The 19,499-nt window shown below is 61.9% G+C and carries 15 protein-coding genes; 4 read left to right on the top strand and 11 right to left on the bottom strand.

All coding sequences use genetic code 11. The features are described 5' to 3' along the window. Positions 1–38 precede the first annotated feature (38 nt). Positions 39–1,688: a phosphoglucomutase (alpha-D-glucose-1,6-bisphosphate-dependent) gene (gene pgm / locus G5193_RS08100; protein ID WP_421205776.1), complete on the top strand. Its 1,650-nt coding sequence runs from the start codon at positions 39–41 to the stop codon at positions 1,686–1,688. Positions 1,689–1,810: 122 nt separating this feature from the next. Here the strand turns inward: pgm and G5193_RS08095 are convergent, their stop codons facing one another. After that, complete coding sequence (locus tag G5193_RS08095; RefSeq protein WP_021231100.1) at positions 1,811–2,389, bottom strand: TetR/AcrR family transcriptional regulator; 579 nt, start codon at positions 2,387–2,389, stop codon at positions 1,811–1,813. A 109-nt stretch (positions 2,390–2,498) separates the two neighbouring features. Here G5193_RS08095 and G5193_RS08090 point away from each other — a divergent pair, with 109 nt between their 5' ends. Continuing rightward, positions 2,499–3,164 carry a peroxiredoxin-like family protein gene (locus G5193_RS08090; protein WP_042080239.1) on the top strand — a complete coding sequence of 222 codons (666 nt, stop codon included), beginning with the start codon at positions 2,499–2,501 and terminating at the stop codon, positions 3,162–3,164. 84 nt (positions 3,165–3,248) lie between these two features. Here G5193_RS08090 and mltB read toward each other — a convergent pair whose 3' ends face one another. The 10 genes from mltB to G5193_RS08040 form a co-directional block, all read right to left on the bottom strand. Beyond that, positions 3,249–4,340 (bottom strand): lytic murein transglycosylase B, encoded by a 1,092-nt coding sequence (mltB, locus tag G5193_RS08085; protein ID WP_100654094.1) that lies wholly within the window; start codon positions 4,338–4,340, stop codon positions 3,249–3,251. Between the two features lie 132 nt (positions 4,341–4,472). Next, positions 4,473–5,087, bottom strand: a complete 615-nt coding sequence (locus tag G5193_RS08080; protein ID WP_421205775.1) for a CDP-alcohol phosphatidyltransferase family protein — start codon at positions 5,085–5,087, stop codon at positions 4,473–4,475. 14 nt (positions 5,088–5,101) lie between these two features. Further along, positions 5,102–5,752: an ATP-binding cassette domain-containing protein gene (locus G5193_RS08075; RefSeq protein ID WP_421205774.1), complete on the bottom strand. Its 651-nt coding sequence runs from the start codon at positions 5,750–5,752 to the stop codon at positions 5,102–5,104. Between the two features lie 23 nt (positions 5,753–5,775). Then, the gene (locus G5193_RS08070; protein WP_421205773.1) at positions 5,776–7,410 is read right to left on the bottom strand and encodes an ABC transporter permease; all 1,635 of its coding nucleotides are present in this window, start codon (positions 7,408–7,410) and stop codon (positions 5,776–5,778) included. 77 nt (positions 7,411–7,487) lie between these two features. Beyond that, a complete protein-coding gene (locus tag G5193_RS08065; protein WP_421205772.1) occupies positions 7,488–8,696 on the bottom strand; it encodes an ABC transporter substrate-binding protein in 1,209 nt (402 codons plus the stop codon). Positions 8,697–8,713: 17 nt separating this feature from the next. Then, positions 8,714–10,867 (bottom strand): FAD-dependent oxidoreductase, encoded by a 2,154-nt coding sequence (locus G5193_RS08060; protein WP_421205771.1) that lies wholly within the window; start codon positions 10,865–10,867, stop codon positions 8,714–8,716. After that, positions 10,867–11,448: a carboxymuconolactone decarboxylase family protein gene (locus G5193_RS08055; RefSeq protein ID WP_021231092.1), complete on the bottom strand. Its 582-nt coding sequence runs from the start codon at positions 11,446–11,448 to the stop codon at positions 10,867–10,869. The genes G5193_RS08060 and G5193_RS08055 overlap by 1 nt, the downstream gene beginning before the upstream one ends. Positions 11,449–11,473: 25 nt before the next feature. Then, positions 11,474–12,148, bottom strand: a complete 675-nt coding sequence (locus G5193_RS08050; RefSeq protein WP_319919572.1) for a DUF1499 domain-containing protein — start codon at positions 12,146–12,148, stop codon at positions 11,474–11,476. A gap of 179 nt (positions 12,149–12,327) precedes the next feature. Next, on the bottom strand, positions 12,328–12,606 hold the full coding sequence (locus G5193_RS08045) for a peptidylprolyl isomerase (protein ID WP_040066119.1): 279 nt from the start codon (positions 12,604–12,606) through the stop codon (positions 12,328–12,330). Between the two features lie 133 nt (positions 12,607–12,739). Further along, complete coding sequence (locus G5193_RS08040) at positions 12,740–13,114, bottom strand: hypothetical protein (RefSeq protein ID WP_204379570.1); 375 nt, start codon at positions 13,112–13,114, stop codon at positions 12,740–12,742. A gap of 514 nt (positions 13,115–13,628) precedes the next feature. Here G5193_RS08040 and G5193_RS08035 point away from each other — a divergent pair. Both G5193_RS08035 and G5193_RS08030 read left to right on the top strand, forming a co-directional pair. Then, positions 13,629–15,404 (top strand): autotransporter assembly complex protein TamA, encoded by a 1,776-nt coding sequence (locus tag G5193_RS08035; RefSeq protein ID WP_100646312.1) that lies wholly within the window; start codon positions 13,629–13,631, stop codon positions 15,402–15,404. Between the two features lie 61 nt (positions 15,405–15,465). Further along, complete coding sequence (locus G5193_RS08030; RefSeq protein WP_421205768.1) at positions 15,466–19,266, top strand: translocation/assembly module TamB domain-containing protein; 3,801 nt, start codon at positions 15,466–15,468, stop codon at positions 19,264–19,266. The last annotated feature ends 233 nt before the right edge of the window (positions 19,267–19,499 follow it).

The raw sequence follows: 19,499 nt of genomic DNA, 5'->3' as shown, positions 1-19,499 counted from the left end.
CTTGCCCGGCAAGGCCGCCATTACGCAAGGAAAACGCCATGGCTCAGCATTCCCACGCCGGTCAACCGGCCCGTTTAAGCGATCTGACTAACATCCCCCGTCTGGTCAGCGCCTACTACCTCAACAAGCCGGACATGAGCCGCCCCGAGCAGCGAGTTGCCTTCGGTACCTCCGGCCATCGCGGCAGCGCCCTGCACAGCGCCTTTACCGAATCCCATATTCTGGCTGTGACCCAGGCCCTGGTGGAGTATCGCCAGCAGGCCGGCATTACTGGCCCGCTGTTTGTCGGCATGGATACTCACGCCCTGTCCGAATCCGCCTTTGCCAGCGCCGTCGAAGTGCTGGCCGCCAACGGCGTTGAAACCCGCATTCAGGCTGGCCTCGGCTTTACCCCGACCCCTGTCATCTCTCACGCCATCTTGCGCCACAATGCAGGCAAACCGGCTGCCCGTGCTGACGGCGTGGTGATCACTCCGTCCCACAACCCGCCGGAAGATGGTGGCTTCAAGTACAACCCGCCTCACGGTGGCCCCGCCGAAGGGGAGATCACCAAGTGGGTGGAGGACCGTGCCAACGCGATTCTGGAAGCGGGTCTGGCTGGCGTGAAACGGATGCCGTTCGCCGAAGCGCTCAAGAGCCCGTTCGTGGTCGAGTACGACTATGTCACCCCCTATGTGGATGATCTGAAGAACGTGCTGGACATGGATGCCATCAAGAACGCGGGCATCAAGATCGGTGTCGATCCGCTGGGCGGCTCCGGTGTCGCCTACTGGGACGTCATCGCCAAGACCTACGGCCTGAATATCGAGGTGGTGAACTACAAGGTCGACCCGACCTTCTCCTTCATGACCCTGGATAAAGACGGCAAGATCCGGATGGACTGCTCCAGCCCGTTCGCCATGGCGAGCCTGATCGCGCTCAAGGACAAGTTCGACATCGCCCTTGGCAATGACCCTGACTACGACCGTCACGGCATCGTCACCAAGTCAGGCCTGATGAACCCGAACCACTATCTGGCGGTGGCGATCCAGTATCTGTTTACCCATCGTACCGGCTGGTCTGCGGATGCGGCCGTCGGCAAGACGCTGGTCTCCTCCTCGATGATCGACCGGGTTGCCGGCGAGATTGGCCGCACCCTGAAAGAGGTGCCGGTCGGCTTCAAGTGGTTCGTGGATGGCCTCTACAGCGGCGAGTTCGGCTTTGGCGGCGAGGAGAGCGCGGGCGCCTCCTTCCTGCGCAAAGATGGCACCGTCTGGACCACCGACAAGGACGGTTTCATTCTGGCGCTGCTGGCGGCGGAAATTCTGGCGGTGACCGGCAAGGATCCGCAGGCCCACTACGACGCACTGGAAGCCAAGTTTGGCCGCTCCAGCTATCGTCGTATCGACGCACCGGCCAACAGTGCCCAGAAAGCGGTGCTCTCCAAGCTGGATCCGGCACTGGTGGAAGCCTCAACCCTGGCCGGTGAGCCCATCATCGCCAAGTTGACCAAGGCGCCGGGCAACGATGCCGCCATCGGCGGTCTCAAGGTGGTGACCGAGAACGGCTGGTTCGCGGCGCGCCCCTCCGGCACCGAGTCCATCTACAAGATCTACATGGAGAGCTTCAAGGGCGACACGCACCTCGACCTCATCCAGCAGGAAGCCCAGCAGATCGTCTCCGCGGCACTGGCTAAGGCAGGTGTCTAAGCAGCGCATCACGTCAGCGCCCGGGTCCTCGGGCTAAAGACAAGGTGAAGAGAGGAGCCAAATCGGCTCCTCTGTTTTTCTGTGGTGGCTACGAATTGTGCGAGGGGCTGCTGGTCTGTGGCTTAAAGCATGGCCTGTATCTGGGCCAACACTGCCTGTACCTTGGCGGCAGGTGGATGGGTGCGACCCAGTACGCGCATTCCCCACACCATAGTCATCAACAAAGCCGCGAGGGTGTCGATATCGCGCTCGGCGGCCAGTTCTCCAACGGCTTGTGCCTGGCGCAAGTTATTGGCCACCCGCTTTTCCACTTCGGCTAAGTGCACGCTGGCTTCATGCTGAATCGTTGGATTTTGGCGCCCCACTTCCAGCAGGGTATTGACCAGCAGGCAGCCACGATGTGTTTCGCTGGCTATGGCATCCCGAGCTACAGCATCGAGCAGGGCTCGCACACCGGCTAGGGGAGAATCTGCCGAGGCCAGCAACAGTTCGATCTGCGCCAGACTCTGTGCTGAATAGCGCTGCAACACTTCGATAAACAATCCCTCTTTTGAGCTGAAGGCGCCGTACAGGCTGCTGGGCTTCAACCCCATTCTGTCAACGAGTGTGGCGATGCCAGTGTTGCTGAAGCCAGTTTCCCAGAAGCTGTTGAGGGCAATCTCCAGAACTTGTTCTCTGTCAAATGATGCCGGTCTTGCCATTTCGATTCCTGCTTGCGTTGTCTTTTTGTAGTGATCACTAAAAAACATCTTGACCAGTGTTGGTGGCTTGTTTGATATTGTAGTGACCACTACAGAAAGGATGGTAATCATGCCCACACTTGAGCAAAAAATCAAAGAGTACGATGCGATAAAGCGAACTAAAGTCCCTGGTGATGTACTGGCGGTGATGGAGGGGGTAACAGAAGCGCTACGGGCGAGCGGACTGGGACAAGGGGCATTTGTCACTGGCGATCAGTTTCCTGACTTTACGTTGCCCGATCAGCACGGGGTGGTGCGCCCGCTCTCCCACTATCTGGCTGAGGGGCCTGTGGTGCTCAACATCTATCGAGGTGGTTGGTGTCCTTATTGCAATCTCGAGATGCAGGCACTCAATATCGCTTTGCCCGAGCTTGTGAAACGGGGGGTCACCCTCCTCGGTTTGACTCCCGAGATGCCAACAACCGCGCAGGACACTCTCACCGCCAACGAGCTGGCGATCACCGTGCTCAGCGATGAAGGCAACCGGGTGTCGGCTTCGCTGGGGTTGGTATTCGAGCTGCCCGAGGTGCTGCGCCCAATTTATGAGCGTTTTGGTATCGATATTCCGGCCAGCAACGGGGATGACAGTTTTACTTTGCCTGTCCCGGCGACGTATATCCTTGGCCAGGATCGGGTGGTGCGCTACCACTTCGTCAATGTGGACTACACCCAACGCGCAGAGCCGACCCAGCTGATCGCTGAGCTGGACAGACTGGCCGCGGCCGGGATGCTTTAAACCGACACGGTGCCAGTAGGCGCCGTGTGGAGTGCAGACGAGGCGGGCCTGGACAGGCCTGCCTCGCGTTTATAAGCAAATGATTCAGTAACCGCCTTTGGCCTCTTTCACCGCCAGACCCAGCTGCCACACCGCCATCGCGTAGTGGGTGCTGTGGTTGTAGCGGGTGATGGTGTAGAAGTTGGGCAGGCCGTACCAGTATTGGTAGCCGGTGCCGACATCGAGGCGCAGCAGGCTCGACTCGCTGTGGTTGCCAAGGCTGCTGGTGGGGGTCAGCCCTGCGCGGCGCAGGGTAGCGACCGGGTAGCGGGTCTGGAAGCCATGCTCATAGCCGGGCAGTTGGCCCTGACCGCGCACCGCAACCGGTTGGCCTTTCTCCCAGCCGTGGGCCTTGAAGTAGTTGGCGACGCTGCCGATGGCATCCACCGGATCCCACAGGTTGGTGTGGCCGTTGCCGTCAAAGTCCACCGCATAGCGCTGGAAGCTGGAGGGCATAAACTGGCCGTAGCCCATGGCGCCCGCATAGGAGCCCTTGGGTTCGGTGGGGTCCATCCCCTCATCGCGGGTCATCACCAGGAAGGCTTCCAGCTCGCTGGTGAAGAATTCGGCGCGGCGCGGATAATCAAACGCCAGGGTGGCCAGCGCATCCAGAATGCGGGTCTTGCCCATCACCCGGCCCCAGCGGGTCTCCACCCCGATAATGCCGACGATGATCTCCGGCGGCACCCCGTAGATTTGCTCCGCCCGGTTCAGCTCGCTTGCGTATTCACGCCAGAAGTTGACGCCGTTCTGTACGTTGTCGGGGGTGATGAACTTGGCGCGATAGCGGTTCCAGGCGCCAGTCGGGCCGGTGGGCTTGGCGGTGGTCGGCGCCTGGGCATCCATCAGGCGGATGATCCAGTCGTAACGCTCTGCCTGTGCCAGCACCTGATGCAGCTGGGCGTTGTCAAAACCGTGCTTTTCGACCATCTTCTGGACGAACCGGTCCACGTTGGGGCGATTGGCGAAGTCCCCCTTGCTAACCCCTTGTGTATAAACGGGTTTGCTCGATGGCGCCTGATTGATAAAGGCGCTCTTGGGTTGGGGGACGACCACGGGTTTTGGCGCTGGGGCGCTGCTGCAGCCACCGAGCAGGGGGAATAATGACAGAGTGAGAAGAGAGGCAAGGCGACGCATAGGGTTCTCAAAGAGACTGATAAAAGTGTCGCAATGGTAAAACATTGTCATCCCCGTGCAAGTGTTCCGTGCGCCTTGTTTGCCGCCAATTCATCGTGCGATGGATTAGCCCTCCGGTGAGGGCTGTGCAGTTTAGGGCTGGGGGGGGCGCAGAGTGTGATAACCGCTCCAGAGCCGGGTCAGGGTGGTGATGGCGCAGAGCAGGGCAAAGCCGTAGGCGAGCGGGGCGAAGGCGGCGGGCCACAGGCACATCAGCACAAAGAGGGCGATGGTCTCGCTCCCCTCGGTGAGGCCGCCCAGATAGTAGAGGGATTTGTGGTGGTAGACCGGATTGTCGATCCCCCGCTTGCCCGCCATGATGGCAAACGCCAGAAAGCTCGACCCTGTGCCCATAAAGGCAAACAGCAGGGTGGCGGCGGGTAGTGCATTGGCGGGGGCGGCGAGGGCAAAGCCCAGTACCACGGCGGCGTAGAAGATAAAATCCAGCGTGATGTCGAGAAAGCCGCCGCAGTCGGTGATGCCGGTTTCCCGCGCCACGGCGCCATCGAGCCCGTCCAGCAGTCGGTTGAGCAGGATGGCCGCGAGTGCCCACTGATAGCAGCCAAAGGCCAGCAGCGGCAGCGCCAGCATGCCGATGGCAAAGCCGGTGAGGCTCACCTGATTGGCACTGACCCCGGCGCGGCAGAGCGGTTTGGCAAGCTGGGCGAGGGGGCTGCGGATCACGGGGATCAGATGGCGGTCAAACAAGGTGAACTCCTCGGTCAAAAACAGGATTCGGTGAGGTGGAGTATGGTGCCCGGCGCGTCTTCCGCATCGTGGGTCACCAGGATGGCGGGGATGGCCAGCGCTTTGATCTGCGCGAACACCAGTTCGCGAAAGGCCGCCCGCAGCGGCTTGTCGAGGCGGGAGAAGGGCTCGTCCAGCAGCAGGGCGTCGGGTTCCGCCAACAGTGCCCGCAGCAGACTGACCCGCGCCCGCTGACCCCCTGACAGCAACTGCGGCAGCTTGTCAGCCTGATCCACCAGCGCGACCTGCGTTAACGCTGTCAATGCCTTTTCCCGCCGAGCGTATTTTCCCTTGATGGTCGCAGGCATACCGAACATCAGGTTCTCCGCCACCGTCAGATGGTCGAACAGCAGGTCATCCTGAAACAGCATGCCGATGCGCCGTGCTTGCGCAGGCAAGGTGTTGAGTGGCCGCTCGCCGAGCCTTACCTCCCCCTCCAGCCGGATCGGGCCGCTATCTGTCTGCGCGCTCGGTAGTACTCCAGCCAGCCCCGCTAGCAGGGAGCTTTTACCGCAGCCGCTTGGGCCCATCAGGGTCAATACCTCGCCGGGGGCCACTTGCAGGGCGGGCAGCGAAAGCAGCAGATTTTCATCAAGGTAAAGCCGAAGAGGCGTGGTGCTCAGCATATGGCTGTTTCCATCATCAGAGTTCATCGTGAGCCGCCCCCCTTGAGCGCCGGATTGATCCGCGCCGGCAGCCAGAGTGCCAGCAGATAGATAACGAGCGGCAGCAGCAGTTGCAGCAGGCCGTAGAGCCCCGCCAGCCGCCGGTTGAGGCCGCTGCCGATGGCCACTGCTTCGGTGGTGATGGTGACCACTCTGCCAGCCCCAAAGAGCAGGGTCGGCAGGTATTGGGCCAAACTCACCGCCGCTCCGACGCTGAAGGCAAACAGCAGCGGGCGCGCTAGCAGTGGCGCTTTGACTTGCCACCAGGCTCGCCACGGCGTAGCCCCCAGCAGCAGGGCGCTCTGAGTGATCCGCGGATCGAACTGGCGATAGGGGCCGTGCAGACACAAATAGACATAAGGAAAGACAAACAGCAGCTGGCTCCAGAGCACCCAGCCCCAGCCTATGCCATCGCCCCCCCACCCGAGGCTGAACCAGTCCACCCCGAGCCGAATGCCGAACAGCAGGCTGGCCTGCGGCAGCAGCAGCGGCAGGCAGATGAGCCAGAGCGGCCAGGGGCGACGGCCCGCCTGTGCCTCCAGACTCAGCACCGCCATCGCCAGCCCTATCGCCCCGCTCGCCAGCGCTAGCAGGATGCTGGTGGTCAGCAGCGGCGACAGGGTCGGCAACAGGTCGAGCCAATAACGGGTGCTCCACTGGCTCGGCCAGAGGGCGGGAAAGGGCCAGCGGCGCGCCAGTGACCAGAGCAGCAGCGCCGCTAGCACCGCCAGATTGAGGGTGATCAGGGTGAAGGCAAAGCCTGCTGCGAGCCGGTTGGCAAAGGAGTGGGACGCAGCCCGTTTGCCATCGAGCCAGCAGCCTTTGCTCACCTCTTGATGAAGCCACTCCAGTAATCTGAGCATGGCGATCAGCAGCGCCGTGATGGCGAGCAGCAGCAGGGCGCCGCTGGCGGTGGCGCCGCGCCAGAGCAGATCCGGGTCCTGATACCAGAGCCACAACCGCACCGCCAGCGGGGCGGGGGCATCGGGCCCGAGCAGTTGGGCGAGATCCACCACCGCCACACCGTAGGCCGCCACCGCATAGATGGGCAGGCGCAGGGCGGGCCAGAGCGCCGGTAGCAGCAGGCGCCACCAGATCTGGGGGGCGCTAAAACCGAGGCTTGCCCCCAGCCACTGCTGGCGTGCCAGCAAGATGGGCTGTTGTGCGGCCATCGCCATCAGCAGCAAAAAGGGGGTCTCCTTGAAAACGAGCAGTGCAATCAGCCCGAGCCCCCAAGGGTCGCGGATGGTCTGCCAATCGGGGGGGAGATCAAACCCCGTCAGAGCTGGCGAGATGAGCCGCAGCAGCCAACCGGAGGGGGCGAGCAAAAAGGCAAAACCGATGGCAAAGGCGACGTGGGGCATGGCCAGCATGGGCGAGAGCAGGCGGCGGAGCAGCCCGAAAGCCCGGCTGTCGCTGTGGGCCAGCAGCAAGGAGGTCAACAGCAGGCTGCCGAGGGTGGAGGCGGCGCCAATCCACAGGCTCAGCGCAGCGGAGTGCCACAGGCCTGGCTGGGCCAGCAGCAAGGCGAGATGAGAGGCGGCCATCCCCTCCGCCAGCAGTTGCCACAGCCCCGCCAGCAATGGGATGACGAAGAGTGCCAGATAAATGACCGCCATCCCCGTACTCATAGTGGGGTGGCGTGTCAACTGGCGCCACGGTCGGGAGCGGGAAAGCGGGTGACCAGCGGCACTCATCAGTGGCCGTAACGCTCGGCCCAGGCCGCTTCCAGTTTGAGCTGCCAGCTGGGGTGAGGCTCGGCCACCGCTTTGAAGCGAAGTGCCGGTTGCCCCTTGGCTGAATCAGGCAGGGCATCGGCCCGCAGCACGCTGGGATCACCCCAGAAGGCCGGATTGGCCTTGCGCGCCTGCGCCGCCGGGCTCAGCAGGAAGTTGGCCACCACCTTGGCACCCGCACGGGCACTGGCGTTGAAGGGGATGGCGAGAAAATGGCTGTTGGTGAGCGCCCCTTTCTCCATGGCAACTGCCTCCACGCTGGGGGGCAGGGCGCCAATCTGGGCGGCACTCTGCGCCTCCTGCGGGTTGAAGCTGATAGCCATGGCCAGTTCGCCATCATCGAGTAGCTGGCGGGTTTCGGCGGCGCTGGTGGGGAACAGTTTGCCCTTGCGCCAGAGTGCCGGATGCAGCTCATCGAGCCAGGCCCAGAGCGGGGCGGTGAGTTGGGCAAAATCGCTCTCGGTCGCCTCCCGATAGAGGGGGGCGGGGTCTGGCGTCAATTCCAGCAGGATCTGCTTGAGAAAACTGGAGCCATGGAACTGGGGCGGCTTGGGATAGGTGAAGCGGCCGGGATGGGCCTTGGCCCACGCCAGCAGGGCAGCTGCCGAGGTGGGCGCTCTGGCGACCTCTTCTGTGTCGACCATCAGATTGAGCTGGCCGATGCCCCAGGGGGCTTCCAGCCCTTCCACCGGCAGGGTGAAGTCCTCACTCACCGGCAGGCTGCTGTCGACCAGTGCCATGTTGGGCAGCTCGGAGGTAAAGGGAGCGCCGAGCAGCCCCTGCTCCTTGAGCGCCTTGAAATTCTCGCCGTTGACCCAGAGCAGATCGATGGGGCCGCCAGCTTGCTTGCCCGCCTGCTTGTTGGCCAGCAACTGGCTGACGCTCTGGGCGATGTCATCCACCTTCACCTGCACCAGTTTGACCTGATAGTCGCGCGCCAGCTCCTGCCCGGCCCACACCAGATAGGCGTTGATCTCCGGGCTGCCGCCCCAGGCGTTGAAGTAGACGGTCTGCCCCTTCGCCTCCTCAAGGGTCTGTTGCCAGTTGTCATCAGGGGTGGCTAACAGCGGGCCGCTGGCCAGCAGTGGCAGGGTGCACAGCAGCGCATTTAGCCGCTGTTTGAGCCGAGAGTTGAGGTGTGAGCCGAGCAGTGAGAATGGCTTGAGCATAAACGTTTCTCTAGTTGTCAGGCGCCACGGCGCCAGCGGTGATAACGGGCCAGCAACGCCAGCACCCGGGTGGGCTGGTGGGCCCGTTTCCATTCACCTGCCACGTATTTGTTCCCCTCCATCAGGGTGGGATAGGCGTGAATGGTGCCGAGGATCTTGCCAAGGCCGAGGCGGTGACGCATGGCGAGCACGAACTCGGCGATCCGCTCACCGGCGTGAGTGCCCACTATGGTGGCGCCAAGGATAGTATCCTTGCCCGGCACGGTCAGCACCTCGACAAAACCGTGGCGCTCGCTATCGGCAATGGCACGATCCAGCTCAGCCAGCTCAAAGCGGGTCGCCTCGAAGGGAATCCCCTGCGCTTCGGCTTCCTTGCGATTGAGGCCGACCCGGGCAATCTCCGGCGTGGTGTAGGTGGCCGCCGGAATGACCCGATAGTCGGCCCGAAAGCGCTTGAACTGGCCAAACAGGGTATTGACCGCCGCATACCAGGCCTGATGGGCGGCGAAGTGGGTGAACTGGTAAGGGCCCGCTACGTCTCCTACAGCCAGTATGCTGGGGAAGTTGGTGGCAAGGAAGCCATCGACCGCGATGGTGCCGCGGGGGGCAAGCTCGACTCCCAACGCTTCGAGCCCGAAGCCGCTCACATTGGCGACCCGACCCAGTGCCAGCAGCAGTTGATCCCCTTCCACCACTTGTGTCTCATCGCCCCGGCGCAGTTGCAGCCGGATGGGGAGATTCCCCTTGGCTGCGGGCAGATAGTCGGCTCGTTCGGCGCGCCAGCCGGTGAGTAGCTGCACGCCATCGCGGCTCATCTGCCCTGCCAGGGCGTCGGCTACCTCTCTCTCTTCGCGGGGTAGCAGTTGCTCCGAGAGTTCCACCAAGGTCACGGGAATGCCGAGCAGGGCGAAGCTCTGGGCCAGCTCGCAGCCGATAGGGCCACCGCCCAGCACCAGCAGGCGACGCGGTGGAGTGCGCAGCTGCCAGAGGCTATCCGAGGTGAGGTAAGGCACCTGTTCCAGCCCCGGCAGCTTGGGCACCAGCGGCCGGGCGCCGGTGGCGATAACGATATGGCGGCTGGCGAGGCGCTGGCCATTGACTTCTACCTCCCAGGGGGAGACCAGTCGTGCCGCTCCTTCGATGCACTCCACTCCAAGCCCCTGATAGCGTTCGATGGAGTCGTGGGGCTCGACCTCCTTGATAACCTCAGCCACCCGCTCCATCACGGCGGCAAAATCGGCGCGGGAGTGGCTTGGGCTAAAGCCCAGCTCATCGGCTTTACGCTGCTCTGCGGCAAAGCGGGCGCTTCGGATCAGCGCCTTGGAGGGGACACAGCCGCTGTTGAGGCAATCGCCCCCCATCTTGTGCTTCTCGATGAGCGCCACCTTGGCCTTCACCGCTGTCGCGATATAGCTGGTAACCAGCCCACCTGCACCGGCACCGATCACCAGCAGGTTGTAGTCATAGCGAGCGGGTTTGCGGTAGGGGGCGAGCAGGCGCCGCTGCGCAAGGTGTGTGGTCAATTTCTTGACCAGCCAGGGCATCAGCCCCAGCAGGGTCAGCGCGACCATCAGGCCGGGGGAGAGGATATTGCCGGTGCTGGTTAACTGGCCAAGCTCGCTGCCCGCCAGTACATAGACGAAGGTGCCGGGCAGCATGCCAAGCTGGCTGACCCAGTAGTAGGTGCTGACTCTGATGGGGGTGAGCCCCATCAGCAGATTGACCAGAAAGAAGGGGAAGATGGGGATGAGGCGCAGGCTCAGCAGATAGAAGGCCCCCTCCTTCGCCATGCCGGACTGAAAGGTGGCCAGCTTGTCGCCAAAGCGGGCGGTGACCCAGTCGCGCAGCAGAAAGCGGGCGCTGAGAAAGGCCAGGGTCGCGCCTAGGGTGCTGGCAAAGGAGACCAGCAGCAGCCCCCAGCCGACGCCGAACACCGCGCTGCCACCCAGGGTGAGCAGGCTGGCACCGGGCAGGGAGAGAGCGGTGCTCAGCACATAGATAAGCACGAACAGCAGGCTGGCCGAGACAAAGTGGCTGTCGACCCATTGCGCCACTGTCGCCTGCTGTGCCTGCAAGGCGTCCAGAGTGAGGTAACGACCGAGATCGAGGGCAAAAAAGGCGCCGATAAGGCTACCCATCACCAGTGCAAGCAGCAGGCGGGTCCGGTTCATCAGGCGTCCTTGCTGTCTGGCTGGGCAGGGCGTTCCGGTTGCACCGGCAGCTGACAGAAGCCCTGAGGCGCGATATCGAGGGCGGCGTTGAACTTGGCCGACATGTTCTGGAAGGCGATAAGGCCGGTCAGCTCCACCATGGCATCGTCATCGAACCAGGGTTTGAGGCGGGCCGCCTGCTCGTCGCTCACCCCATCGAGGCCAGTCATCGCTTCTGTGTAGTCGAGCACCGCTTTTTCCCGCTCGTCAAACAAGGGGCTTTCGCGCCAGTTGGCCAGCGCCTCCACCTTCTCGCTGGAGCCAGCTCTCTTTACCAGGGTCATGGCATTGATGTCGACGCAAAAACGACACCAGTTGAGCTGGGAGACCCGCACCGTCACCAGTGAGCGCAGCACGGGATCTATGGGGGATCGCTTGCGGTTGATGACGCCATAGAGGGTGGCGACGGCGGCAAAGAGGCGCGGCGAGCGGCCCCAGCACTTGCCCGGAATAAGCACTTGACCATAGTTGCGCTTTTGCAGCCAGAAAAAGGGGCGGATAAACCAGGCATATTCCCGGTCGGGTTTGACCTCAACGCGCATCAGTTACCTTCTTGTTGTTTCACACTTACGGTTTCAAATTGGGTTTGTAGGCTTGGCCCAACCGTTCATTCAGGCGGGTCAGGAAATCCTCGATCCGCGCCCGGTTGGTGCCCAGATCGCTTTGCCCCTGACGGGAGGCTGATCGCATATCGATGCGAGTCTCTTTGGGGCCGGCAAAGACCCGCAGCGCCACATCATCCTGAAAGCCGAACCAGCCGGTGGTGACCACTGCATCCAGGCCGTCGGGGCTGGGTAGTACCTGCCAGCCCAGCTCCTGCATCAGCTCCTCAGCCTCAATAACCACCTCTTCGGGGGCGGTATGGGTAAAGAGAGGACCGGGATTTCTTTCAAATGCTTTCAGCGGTGCGCTATTAATTGGCAGATCCTGCGCCGTTCTGAGCTCTGCCGCCCAGCGTAGCTGGGGGGGATTGTAGGGATCTGTGCTCACATCGTTGATCAGCGGCATGCGCAGCGCCTGCGCCACAAAGGTCAGCGGCAGCAGCAGTGGCAAGGCGCCAAGGCCGCTGGCATAGCGGTTACGGCTCCAGGGCAGGCGTACCAGCAAGATCAGGGAGACAAGGGCTCCGATGAGACAGATCGCAAAACCGATCCACCAAGGCCAGAGATGAAAGCGGCTGCCGAGGGCGCCAGCGAGCGGGAGTAACCAAGCCATCAGGGGCCACAAGCAAGAGCGGGGCATAGCACGGGATCCATCGTCGAATGTGGACAATGCCGAGAAGGATAAACTTAATTGCCTGATAACGTTAGTAAATTGATGAGAGTTTGGCGTGGTTTTGGTCAGTTTTGCGAGGGGTATACAGAGGTCGGTGAAGCCCGCCTGACGGGAGCTTCACCGAGATAATGTTAAGTTGCGATGACTTAGTTGCGATAGAGCACTTTGATCAGATGGAAGCCGAACTTGGTGCGCACCGGCCCCAGCACCTTGAGCAGTTCACCCTTGAATACGGCATCGTCAAATGCTTTCACCATATCTCCCTTGGAAAATTCTCCCAAATCGCCAAAACGCTTGCCTGAGGGACAGGTAGAGAAGCGCTTGGCCATCTGGCCGAAGTCGGCTCCCTTCTCGATCTTCTCCTTGATCTCCAGACACTGTTTTTCGGTCTTGACCAGAATGTGCTGGGCACAGGCTTTTTTCATCGGGGCGCTCCTGGGAGTGATGGCGAAGGTTGTTAATGCCAAGTGTGGTGACAAATGGGGGCGCAAGAGTACCCCAATTTGCCACCGGCGTCAGCCATCACTGCCTGCCATTTATCGGCGCTCGTCGGCCCTGTTATTGGCGAGCGCGGGTGGCCAGCACGGCGCGGGGACGAGCTTGCCAGATGATCTCCAGCCCGAGCAGGGCGTAGAGGCTCCAGATAGCCAGCGGATTGAGCCATTCGCCCCCCAGTTGCAGGGTCATCAGAGCGCAACCTGCCAGCAGCAAGGTGACCCCCGGCAGCCGCCAGTGGACGGGCAGGGGGGCCAGCATCGCCATCGCCAGCAAAATGCCGAGGCCAAAAGGCAGGTTCAGGGCAGTAAAGGCCAGCGCCTGCTGGCCACTCATGCCGGTCAGCAGGGCCAGCAGGGCGCTGCAACAGGCGAGGAAGGTGATGAACTCGAGACGATCGGCAATATAGTCAGCCATCTGTTCGCTACGTGCATGCATGATGTGTCTCCTTCAGTTGATGGTTCAAGTGTGAGGGAGGGACGTCTGCAAAGGCAGCGGGATAATTCGATTGCGCTGAACGAGCAATTCTTAATCACCCGCTACGGCGGGCTTTGGCGTGTGCCGGGCCTGTTAAACGGTGAGGGTGGGGTGATGCCGACAAACTCTGTCGTGGTGGGTTTCTGGTGGTAAAGAGAGGAGGAGAGGTGACAAATGGTGCCTGATGGTGGGGTGAGCCTTATTCAGGGCAGGTCAATTCGCTTCCATCGGGAAAGCGGGCGGCGTCATTGTCACCAAAATGTGTGATTTGTGGTCAACCTCTTAAAAGATATGGCGAATTTGCCAATGGTGCTGCGCTGTCGCTGGCCGATGCCTATGTTAGGATAAGGTTCGCCATTTTTCTGGCGCGCATTTTGGTGTCACGGCCATGCACGGCATGGCGTGCTGCGCCGCATTCGGGGTTGGCCCGAAAGGGCGCTGGTTTCCTTCACCACAGATTCAGGAATATTGACCTTTGACAGGATGCATTTCATCCCTGCTGGCAGGGCGTTCACTGTCTGGCTCTGCCTTTCGCCGCGGCCTGCGGGTACTGGGGGTGGGCCTGTTGCTGTCGCTGCTGGCTTCGCCCGCGTTTGCCGCCAAGCTCACCTATCAGGTCAAGGGGTTGAAAGGGGAGAACAAGGATAACGTCGAAGCCTACCTCAATGCCCTGCCAGTCTATCAGGAGCGGCAATACCGCCCGGCCCGCGCCAAAATCACCGAGAGCGTGCAAAAGGCGCTGCAGGTTTATGGCTACTACCAGCCGAAAATCACCCTGAGTCGCGATAAGAAAACCCCGTCCAAAGTGGTGATTGAGGTGGACAAGGGGGAGCCGGTCATCGTCTCCCGCCTCGATATTCTGCTGGAGGGGGATGCGGGCAGCGACGAGCTTTACAGCGCCCTGCTGGACAAGTTGCCCCTCAAAGAGGGCGAGCCCCTCAACCACGCCAAGTATGAATCCATCAAGGCGGATCTGGGCAGCCTCGGACTGGCTCGCGGTTACTTTGATGCCAAGCTGAGCAAGAGTCAGGTCAAGGTGTTCCCGGACAAGGGGACGGCAGAGATCTTTATTCTGTTCGAATCGGGCCATCGCTACCGTTTTGGCGAGATCCGCTACGATGCCACCCCCGAAGCGCTTCACCTTATTCGCCCGCTTATCAACATCAAGAGCGGCGACCCCTATCTCGCTATCCGTCTGGCCGAGATGTCGCAGGATGTCTCCTCCACCAAGCTGTTCCGTCAGGTCGATATCAAGCCGGTATTGAGCGAGGCGAGCAACTATCGGGTGCCCATCGCGGTGACGCTGGATAACCGGGTCGATCACGAAATCGAGACCGGTATCGGTTATGCCACCGACGTAGGGCCGCGGATGAGTGCCACCTGGGAGAAGCCCTGGGTCAACCGCTACGGCCACCGCCTGTTTGCCACCGCCAAGGTGTCGGCGCCGGAGGCCGAGCTCAGCTTCGACTACCAGATCCCGGTGGGCAACCCGCTGCGGGACTACTACTCCATCCAGACCGGTTACCAGTACAAGGACAACAACGATACCCGATCCGATCTCACTACCATCGGTGTGCACCGCTGGACGCGGCGGCCGGAGAGCTGGGATCGGGACGTCTTTATCCGGCTGGAGAACGAGATCTATACCCAGGGCGCCGACGAGGGGAACAGCTTGCTGCTGATCCCCGGGGTCTCCTGGTCCCGACTGCGGGTGCGCGGCACCCTGGTGCCCGATTGGGGGGATCGCCAGCAACTGACGCTGGAGTTCTCCGACCCCAGATGGGGCTCCGACATCAGCTTTATGCGGGTGTGGGGACGCAGCAAGTGGCTGCGAACCCTCGGCGATAACCACAGATTCCTGATGCGGGCAGAGCAGGGGGCCATCATAGGTGACAGCTTCTCGTTGGTGCCGCCGTCTTTGCGCTTCTTTACCGGTGGCGATCAGACGGTGCGCGGCTTTGGTTACGAGAGCATCTCCCCCACCGGGCCGGATGGCAAGCTGACCGGTGGCCGCTACACCAGCGTGGCCAGTCTGGAATACAACTACCGCTTCAGCGAGAAGTGGCTGGGGGCCATGTTTGTGGATGGCGGCACCTCCACCACCGATTACAGCGAGCCCTGGAAAATAGGTACCGGCGTCGGTGTGCGCTGGGTCACCCCCATCGGCCAGGTCAGGCTGGATCTGGCGGTCGGGGTATCGGAGGAGGACAAGCCCTTGCGGCTGCATTTCGCACTGGGGCCTGAATTATGATGTTGTCTAAACGCTTTTTTCTTTGGCCGCTGCGGCTGTATCTTTCGCGGGGGTCTGCATTGTGATCTGGCTAAAACGCATCTTTCTCTGGCTGATGGGGCTGGTGTTCCTGCTGCTCATCGGCGTCAGCCTGCTGGGCTTTACCCATCAGGGCAACAAGTGGTTGTGGCAACAGGCCAAAGGGGCGCTGCCTTCCCTCAAGGGGGAGCTGGTTGCCGGTCAGCTTGGCTATGGCTGGACCCTGGAAGGGGCCGGCTGGCAGGATGAGCTGGTGGATGTCACGGTGGATCGCGCCGTGCTCGACTGGGATCTCGGCAAGTTGCTGCAGGGCAAACTCTGGATCAAATCGCTTGAAGTGACTCATCCGGTGGTGAAGGTGGCCGACTCGGAGCCTGCACCGGAAGAGCCTTCCGAACCCTTTGTCTGGCGCCCGCTGCCACTCAAAATTCAGGTCGACAGCCTCAAGGTGGCCGATCTCGATCTGGCGGTGCCCGGTGTTGCCGTGACCCTGGGGTCCCTCGATATCGGCGCCACCCTCAACCGCAAGGGGCTGATTGTACGCGGCCCGGTGCTTGATAACCTGACGGTGACGCTGGATGACGCGGCACCCGCCAGCGCAGCCAAATCTGCCAAGCAGCCAGCCGCTAACGAGAAGCAAGCCGGTGCTGCGGTGGCGCGCAACGACAAGGCCAGCGCCGAGACAGCCAAACAGGGCAAAGGGGCGCCAGCTGCAAATACGACAAAGGCTGCCCCCATTCTCCTGCCCGCCATTCATCTTCCTTTCCCCATCAAGCTGGAAGGGGTCAGCGCGACCCGGGTGCAATATAAGCAGGGCGAGTTGATCGAAGGGCTCGACAGGTTGCTGCTGTCGGCCACTGCTGCCGACGATCGCATCGAGGTGCGCGAGCTCTCGCTGCGCCACGCCATGGCCGATCTGGCGCTCAATGGCCACATTCAGCTAAGTGATGACTACCCGCTGGCGGTGACGCTGGATGCCAAGGCCCGCAAGGGACTGCTGGATGGCGAGCTGCAAGGGGAGCAGGCCACGCTGGCGCTGAGCGGTTCGGTCGGCAAGCTGGGGTTGGCGTTGTCGGCCAAGGGGCCGGTCGCCGCCAATCTCAGGGGCTCGCTGGCCGCCCTCGACCCGGATCTCCCTTTTGATCTGGCCCTCGACTGGAAGAGCCTCGGCTGGCCATTTCATAAGCCTGCCAAAGATGAGCCGAGCTATCGGCTGGACAAAGGGAGCCTGACTGCCAAGGGCAAGCTCTCCGGCTACCAGTTTGCCCTCAATACCTCCGGCAAGGGGACCGATGTGCCCCCCTTCAAGCTTGCGCTGGACGGGAAGGGGGATCTGGAGCGGCTCAGCAAGATCGCCTTGCAGCTCAATGCCCTCAAGGGGGAGCTCAAGCTCGATGGCAAGCTCGCCTGGAACAAGGGGATCGAGTGGCAGGGAACCACCCTGTTCAAGGGGATCAATCCGGCCGAGCTGCTGCCCGAGCTGAAAGGGACGCTGGCCGGTGAGCTGGAGAGCCGTTTCGTGATGAACGAAGCGGGCCACTGGGAGCTGAAACTGCCCAAGCTCAAGGTGGATGGCAAACTCAACCAGTATCCGCTGGCCCTCAAGGGGGAGCTTAGCGGTAACGACAAGATGGAGTGGCTGATCCCGACGCTCTCGCTGCAAAGTGGCCCCAACCAGTTGCAGGCCAAGGGCAGTATCAGCAGCGCCCAGTGGAAGCTCGATGCCAACCTGCTGGCTCCCCAGCTGGGGGGCATCTATCCCGGCCTGAAAGGGGATATCAAGGGACAGGTGAAGGTCAGTGGCAATCAGCAGACGCCAAAAATCGATGCGGATCTCGCCTCCGAGCGGCTCTACTATGCCGGCACCGACATGAAGGGTATTAGCCTCAAGGGCAATGCGGCGATCGGCGCCAAACCGGCCGGTGATCTCGCGTTGTTGGTGGCGCAGTTGAAACAGGGCGAAACCAAGCTCAGCCAGCTTGCCCTGAACCTCAGCGGCGATATCAGTCAACATCTGTTGACCCTGACCATGAAGGGTGACCCTGTTGCGGCCAACCTCAAACTGGGTGGCGGCGTGCGCGGGGATCACTGGCGCGGGGCGCTCTCCGAGTTGCGGCTGAAAACCCCGCTGCGCCGTTGGGACTTGAGCTCCCCGTGGGCACTGGATCTCGATCTGCCGCGTCAGCGTCTGGCGATGGGGGATCTCTGCCTCGGCTCCCAGGGGGCCAGCCTCTGCGTCAAGGGGAGTCAGGTTTCCGCTGCCCAGGGGACTCTGGAGTTTGCCCTGAGCGAGTTTGATCTCAAGCGGCTGCGCCCCTGGTTGCCGGACAACTTCCGCTGGCAGGCGATGCTCTCGGCCGATGGGCGTGCCAGCTGGCGTGGCAATCAGCCGACCCTGCATGCGGTGGTACGCACCACGCCGGGCACTTTTGTGGCAGATGGCCTCAAGACCGACTATCAGCAGCTGGCTCTGGCCCTGGATTTCGAGCGGCAGCAGGCGGCCATTCGCCTCGATTTTGCCTCCAAACAGATCGGCAATATCGATACCGATCTGCTGATCAGGGAGCCTGCCGGTCGCGGTCTGCTCGGTGGTCAGCTCAAGTTTGACGATCTCAAGCTCAATACCTTCGCGCCGCTCATCCCTGAGGTGCGCTCCCTGCAAGGGATCATCTCCGCCGATGCCCGTTTCGACGGCACGCTTGCGGCGCCCCTGCTGTTTGGCCAGCTCAACCTGCGTGACGGTGAAGTGCAGACTCACTCCGATATGGTGACCCTGACCAAGCTGGTGACCCGCCTCAAGATCGAGGGAAATCGCGCCGAGCTCGATGGCTCCATGCTGGTGGGCAAGGGGCCGCTGGCACTGGGAGGCTGGCTCAGCTGGGCCAAGATGCCGGTCAGCGGCAGCCTCACCATTCAGGGCAAGGATCTGGAGGCGCAATATCCAGGCATGGGCCGGGTCAGAGTCTCGCCCGATATCGCGGTGTCGCTGGGTGAGGAGACCCGCATTACCGGTCAGGTGGATATTCCCTGGGCGCGCATTCTGGTCAAGAGTCTGCCGGATTCGGCGGTGGCGGTCTCCGATGATGTGACCGTGGTCTATGACGATCTGCCCCCTGCTCCCAAGCAGGCAAGTCTGCCGCTGGCGATGAAGGTGGCGATCCGCCTTGGCAACGATGTGAAGCTCGATGCCATGGGGTTGAAGACCGATGTCTCCGGTGGCCTCAATATCCGTCAGGATCCCGAGAAACCGCTGGCAGGCAACGGCCAGCTGGTGCTGACCAACGGCCGCTTCAAGGCCTATGGTCAGAACCTCATCATCAAGGAGGGGCGGATCCTCTTCTCCGGTCCGCTGGATCGGCCGTTCCTCAACATCGAGGCCAACCGGGATCCCGATACCATCGAGGGTCAGGTGACGGTCGGGGTGCGGGTGACTGGCCCTGCCAGCAAGCCGGAGATCACTGTCTACTCCGAACCGCAGATGGCGCAGTCGGAACAGCTCTCCTATCTGCTGCGCGGCAAAGGGTTGCAGACCGGCGGTGAGGATGGCGGTTTCAACGGCCTGCTGGTAGCCGGCGCGGTGAGTCAGGCCAACGGCGTGGTGTCGAGCATCGGCGAGTCGCTGGGGATGAGCGATGTCTCCCTCGATACGGCGGGCAGTGGTGACAACACCCAGGTGACTCTGTCTGCATATCTGCTGCCGGGCCTGCAGTTCCAGTACGGGGTCGGGGTCTTCAGCCCCATCGCCGAGTTCAAGCTGCGCTACGAGGTATTGCCACGGCTCTATCTGCAGGCGATGAGCGGGGTGGCTCAGGCGGTCGATATCTTCTATCGCTTTACTCTGTAACGCTTCATCCCGTAACAGGGCTGATATGAATCTAAACGGGAGGCGCAGGCCTCCCGTTTTGTATTGCTCGATCGGCCGCGGGCAAGCCGTGATAAAGGTTGGCAGTGCAGAGGGAGAATGAATTGCGATGGGCCAAAAATGCGAAAACCCGGCACTAGGCCGGGTTTTCTGAATGATGGTGGAGGGAGAAGGATTCGAACCTTCGAAGGCAGAGCCGTCAGATTTACAGTCTG

Source organism: Aeromonas sp. 601027, assembly GCF_049174455.1.
GTDB lineage: Bacteria > Pseudomonadota > Gammaproteobacteria > Enterobacterales > Aeromonadaceae > Aeromonas > Aeromonas veronii_A.
The sequence above is the reverse complement of the archived record's forward strand: the minus strand, read 5'-3'. Positions and strand labels throughout refer to the sequence as shown.